The sequence below is a fragment of the Actinoplanes sp. NPDC051633 genome (assembly GCF_040681735.1).
Classification (GTDB): Bacteria; Actinomycetota; Actinomycetes; order Mycobacteriales; family Micromonosporaceae; genus Actinoplanes.
In genome coordinates this window covers 1-4885 of record NZ_JBFAZH010000601.1, presented here as the reverse complement: position 1 = coordinate 4885, position 4885 = coordinate 1, and the positions used below count along the sequence as shown (strand labels likewise).

Below are 4885 nucleotides of genomic sequence, written 5' to 3'. Positions count from 1 at the left end.
CGATCGCGATCTGCGGCCGGCTGCGGAACGAGGAGTCCGGAGTGCCCCGGCGCATCCAGGCCCGATGGATGTACGCGTTGCGGTTGTCGCCCGAATACCAGGCATCGCTGCGGAGTGCTGCCATGTATCGGACCTTACGCCTCGGTCACCCCCGCCGGTCCAGCCCGCGGAACGCCTGGAACAGATACCGGCCGGTCGTCGCGGTGAGGGCCATCCGGCCGACGTTGAGAACGTTCCACCACCACGCGGCCGTCGTGGAGTGGCCGTCGAACATGCGCGGGAGGAGCAGCGTGACGATGACCGCGGTGAGGGCGGTCAGCGCGAGCGACGCGATGCCGGCCCGCCGGTAGTCCGCGCGCACCTCGCCGTCGCGATTGCGCCACCACAGGATCCAGGTCAGCACGGTGGCGAGCTGTGTGACCGGGACGAAGTACATGGTCGGCCCGGTGTTGGTGAAGAACCCGTCGAGCCGGGCGAGCTGGGCGGGGCCGTCGACCCAGTTGGGTGAGAACACCACCGCCTCGTAGAGGTTGCCGAAGAACCACCACGCCATGCCGAGCGCCGCCAGCAGCGTGAGCCGCCGCTGAGCTGCGACGGTAGGCTGCCGAGCCAGGACTTCTGTCATTCGCCGACTATAAGGAATCCTGATACATGAGTGCAAGGGACCCTGATACTTCGGTCGGCTGGACGGTGGTGCGCCTCGCCAGTGTGCTGACCCGGCGGTTCGAGGCGGTGATGCGGCCGTCCGGGCTCACTCCCACCCAGTTCGGCGTTCTGGCGACGGTCGCCGGTGAGCCGGGCATCGGTTCGGGCGAGTTGGCTCGCCGGGTGCTCGTCACGCCGCAGAGCATCAGCGAGGTTCTCGCCGGGCTGGAGACCGCCGGGCTGGTCACCCGCGACCGCAGCGGCGGCCGCGGACGGCGCGCCGGCATCGACCTGACCGCGAAGGGCCGCGCCGTGCTCGACTCCGCATCGAAGGCCGCCGCCACGCTCGACGACCCGGCCGTCCTCGGACTCAGCGCCGCCGAGGCGGCGAAACTCAACGCACTGCTGCATCGCGCGCTCCGCGCACAGCAGAGGGGCTAGGGTCGGAACGTGATCGAGCGCTGGACCGCCGTGCGGGCTTCGGAGGACGAGTTCCGGCTCGCCGAGGGGCCGGTGTGGGACGGGCCGCGGGAGCGGCTGCTGTGGGTGGAGATCGAGGCCGGGGCGGTGCACACCGGGCGGCTCGCCGGCGGCGTCGTCGAGCGCACCGGGACGCAGGTGTTCGACCGGACGGTCGGTGCGGTCGCGGTCACGCGTACCGGAGGGCTGCTCGTGGCCGGCACGGAGACGCTGCTGGAGGTCGCGGCAGACGGGCGCGTCACGCCCGGGCCGCGGATTCTGCCCGCGGGCAGCGGGCGCCGGCTCAACGACGGCAAGTGCGACCCCGAGGGCAACTTCGTCGTCGGCACCATGCAGCTCAGCGAGAAACCGGGCACCGACGAGGAGTACTTCCGCGTGACCCCGCGAGGCGAGGTGACCGTGCTGGACAGCGGGCTCGGCCTGGCCAACGGCATGGCGTGGCGCGACGGCCTGTTCTACTCGATCGACACGACGCCGGGCGAGGTCTACGTGTGGGATCCCGGCAAGCGGGTCCTGCTGCGCGACGACTGGGACCCCGACGGCATGTGCCTCGACAGCGACGGCAACCTCTGGATCGCCGTGTACGGCTCCGGCGAGGTGCGGCGCTTCTCCCCGGCCGGCGAGCTGACCGGCGTGCTCGAGGTCGCCGACGACGAGGTGACCTGCCCCGCGTTCGCCGGGCCGGACCTGCGCACGCTGGTCGTCACCACCCGGCGGCATCTGTTCACCGCGGACGTCGGCGCGACCGGCGTCCCCTCTTCCATCTGGGGCTGACCATGCTGTTGATGCGCATCGGGCCGGACGGCTCGGAGAAGCCCGTCGTCCGGGTGGACGCCTCATCCTATGTGGACGTCGACGATCTGGTCGGCGACTTCGACGCGGCGTTCTTCGCGGGCGGCCACGACCGGTTGCGGGCGGCGGTGGCCGAGCGGGTCGCGGCCGGCCAGACGGTGCCCTTCGGCGACGAGCGGATCGGCGCGCCCTTCGCCCGCCCGCACCAGATCCTGTGCATCGGGCTGAACTACGCCGACCACGCCGCGGAGACCGGCCAGCCCGTGCCCGACGAGCCGATCCTGTTCAACAAGTCGCCGAACACGCTGGTCGGCCCCAACGACCCGATCCGGCAGCCGCGCGGCTCCACCAAGCTCGACTGGGAGGTCGAGCTGGGCATCGTCATCTCCCGGCGCACCAGCTATCTCGACTCCCCCGCCGACGCGCACGCCGCGATCGCCGGGTTCGTGCTGGTCAACGACGTCAGCGAGCGCGCGTTCCAGCAGGAGCGCGGCGGGCAGTGGGTGAAGGGCAAGTCGGCCGAGACGTTCAACCCGGCCGGGCCGTGGCTGGCCACCCCCGACGAGATCGCCGACGTGCGGGATCTGGGCATGTGGCTGGACGTCAACGGGGTGCGCCGGCAGACCGGCCGCACCGCCACGATGGTCTTCGACCCGTACGTGATCGTGCACTACGTGAGCCAGTTCCTCGTGCTCGAGCCGGGCGACCTGATCAACACCGGCACGCCGCCCGGCGTCGGGATGGGGTTCAAGCCGCCGGTCTGGCTCCAGCCCGGCGATGTGATCGACCTCGGCATCGACGGCCTGGGCACGCAGCGCAGCACGGTGCTGGCGCCGCGGTGAGCATGCGCGCCTTCGTGATCACCGGTCCGGGTGCGGCCTCGGTGCGCGATGTGGACCCGCCGGTGGCCGGGCCGGGCGAGGTCGTCGTGGACGTCGAGCGGGCCGGGGTGTGCGGCACCGACCTCGAGTTCTTCTCCGGCGAGATGGCCTACCTGCACACCGGCGACGCCGAGTACCCGGTGCGGATCGGCCACGAGTGGTGCGGCGTCGTGACCTCGGCCGGCTCGGCCGAGGGCGAGTCGTGGATCGGCAAGCGGGTCACCGGCGACACCATGCTGGGCTGCGGGCGGTGCGCCCGGTGCACGTCGGGCCGGCAGCACACGTGCGCCGACCGCTACGAGATCGGGATCCGGCACGGGTGGCCGGGTGCGCTGGCCGAGCAGCTACGGGTGCCGGTGGGCGCGCTGCACGAGATCCCGGCGGGCTTCGACCTGACGATGGGCGCGATGGTCGAGCCGGGCGCCAACGCGATGCGCGCCCACCAGCAGGCGGCCGGCAGCCGGATCCTGGTGATGGGTCCCGGAACGATCGGGCTGCTGGTCGCGTCGTTCGCCGCGGCGGCCGGCGCCGAGGTGCACCTGCTCGGCCTGAAGCTGGACTTCGCCCGCTCGCTCGGTTTCGCCGACGTCTGGACCGCGGACGACCTGCCCGACCTGCCGTTCGACACGGTGGTCGACTGCTCGACCGCGGCGTCGCTGCCCGCGAAGGCCGTCGAGCTGGTGGAGCCGGGCGGCCGGGTGGTGTTCCTCGGCATCGCCGAGGAGCCGAGCCTGATCGACACGCGGCAGCTGGCGCTCAAGGACGTCACCGCCGTGGGCGTGCTGAGCGGGTCGGGCGCGCTGCGCAAAACCATTGACGTGTACGCGTCCGGAGCCGTCGACCCGCGCCCCCTGGTGGCCGCGACGGTCGGCCTGGACGAGGCGGTGAACGTGCTGGCCGGGCATCGCGACCCGGCCTGGGGCGAGGCTCCGAAAGTCCACATCGATCCGCGGAGGTAGCGACATGGGCGACTTCGACGGCCTCGTCGCCGTGGTGACCGGCAGCGCGAGCGGCATCGGGGCGGCCACCGCCGCACTGCTCACCTCGCGCGGGGCCACGGTGGAGGGCCTGGACAAGGCCACGGGTTGCGACGTGACCGACCCCGAGTCGGTCGAGGCGGGAATCAATCGCATCGTCGTCACGCAGGGCCGCATCGACGTGCTGGTGAACAACGCCGGGATCGGCGCGCAGGGCGACGTGGCGGCCAACCCGGACGACGAGTGGCGGCGGGTCTTCGACGTGAACGTGCTGGGCATGGCCCGGGTGTCGCGGGCCGCGCTGCCGCACCTGCGCCGCTCGGAGCACGCGGCGATCGTCAATCTCTGCTCGATCGTCGCGCTGATCGGGCTGCCGAACCGGGCGCTCTACGCGGCCAGCAAGGGGGCGGTGGCCGCGCTGACCCTCGCGATGGCCGCCGACCACGTGCACGAGGGCATCAGGGTGAACGCGGTGATCCCGGGCACAGCCGACACGCCCTGGGTGGGGCGCCTGCTGGAGGCGACGGACGACCCGGACGCGGCGCGGGCCGCACTGGTCGCCCGGCAGCCGATCGGCCGGCTGGTCTCCGCCGACGAGGTGGCGAACGCGATCGCGTACCTGGCGTCCCCGCTCTCCGGCTCGACCACCGGCACGCTGCTGCCGGTCGACGGCGGCGTGGTCGGAGTGCGCGTGCCACCCCGCTCATCGTGAGCCGCGCCGAGGCCCGCGTGCTCGAGGCCATCGACGAGCAGGCCCTGGTCGGCGACCTCGTGGAGATGATCCGCGTCCCCAGCGTGACCGGCAGCGACGCCGAGTCCGACCTGCAGCACCGGCACGCACGGCGCCTCACCCAGCTCGGTTTCGAGGTCGACACCTGGAAGCTCGACCTGGCCGGCCTGGCCGCGCATCCGGACCACCCGGGCACCGAGGCGCCGCGCACCGAGGGGTACGGCGTCGCCGGCGTCCTCGGGCCGCCGGGCGTTCCCGCTCTCGTCCTGCAGGGCCACGTCGACGTGGTGCCTCCCGGAGACCTCGGCAACTGGGACGACCGGGACCCGTGGAGCGGATCGATCCGCGGCGACGAGGTCCACGGCCGCGGCGCGTGCGAC

General features: G+C 72.7%; 6 protein-coding genes and 1 pseudogene. 6 read left to right on the top strand and 1 reads right to left on the bottom strand.

The genetic code is table 11. From position 1 onward, the window contains the following. Positions 1-145 precede the first annotated feature (145 nt). Positions 146-625 carry a hypothetical protein gene (locus AB0M20_RS27630; protein WP_364303031.1) on the bottom strand — a complete coding sequence of 160 codons (480 nt, stop codon included), beginning with the start codon at positions 623-625 and terminating at the stop codon, positions 146-148. A gap of 26 nt (positions 626-651) precedes the next feature. Here AB0M20_RS27630 and AB0M20_RS27625 point away from each other — a divergent pair, with 26 nt between their 5' ends. The 6 genes and pseudogenes from AB0M20_RS27625 to AB0M20_RS27600 form a co-directional block, all read left to right on the top strand. Continuing rightward, positions 652-1086, top strand: a complete 435-nt coding sequence (locus tag AB0M20_RS27625) for a MarR family winged helix-turn-helix transcriptional regulator (protein WP_364303029.1) — start codon at positions 652-654, stop codon at positions 1084-1086. 9 nt (positions 1087-1095) lie between these two features. Then, on the top strand, positions 1096-1899 hold the full coding sequence (locus tag AB0M20_RS27620) for an SMP-30/gluconolactonase/LRE family protein (RefSeq protein ID WP_364303028.1): 804 nt from the start codon (positions 1096-1098) through the stop codon (positions 1897-1899). An 11-nt stretch (positions 1900-1910) separates the two neighbouring features. Next, complete coding sequence (locus AB0M20_RS27615) at positions 1911-2759, top strand: fumarylacetoacetate hydrolase family protein (protein ID WP_364303026.1); 849 nt, start codon at positions 1911-1913, stop codon at positions 2757-2759. A 2-nt stretch (positions 2760-2761) separates the two neighbouring features. After that, positions 2762-3757, top strand: a complete 996-nt coding sequence (locus tag AB0M20_RS27610) for an alcohol dehydrogenase catalytic domain-containing protein (protein WP_364303033.1) — start codon at positions 2762-2764, stop codon at positions 3755-3757. Between the two features lie 4 nt (positions 3758-3761). Next, the gene (locus tag AB0M20_RS27605; protein WP_364303024.1) at positions 3762-4487 is read left to right on the top strand and encodes an SDR family oxidoreductase; all 726 of its coding nucleotides are present in this window, start codon (positions 3762-3764) and stop codon (positions 4485-4487) included. Continuing rightward, positions 4484-4885, top strand: a pseudogene (locus AB0M20_RS27600) (peptidase M20); the annotation flags it as partial. The gene AB0M20_RS27605 and the pseudogene AB0M20_RS27600, both read left to right, overlap by 4 nt.

Bases quoted from the DNA above. Each gene is read 5' to 3' on its own strand.
- AB0M20_RS27625 (WP_364303029.1), top strand. From the start codon at position 652: ATGAGTGCAAGGGACCCTGATACTTCGGTCGGCTGGACGGTGGTGCGC.
- AB0M20_RS27615 (WP_364303026.1), top strand. From the start codon at position 1,911: ATGCGCATCGGGCCGGACGGCTCGGAGAAGCCCGTCGTCCGGGTGGAC.
- AB0M20_RS27610 (WP_364303033.1), top strand. From the start codon at position 2,762: ATGCGCGCCTTCGTGATCACCGGTCCGGGTGCGGCCTCGGTGCGCGAT.
- AB0M20_RS27605 (WP_364303024.1), top strand. From the start codon at position 3,762: ATGGGCGACTTCGACGGCCTCGTCGCCGTGGTGACCGGCAGCGCGAGC.
- AB0M20_RS27630 (WP_364303031.1), bottom strand. From the start codon at position 625: ATGACAGAAGTCCTGGCTCGGCAGCCTACCGTCGCAGCTCAGCGGCGG.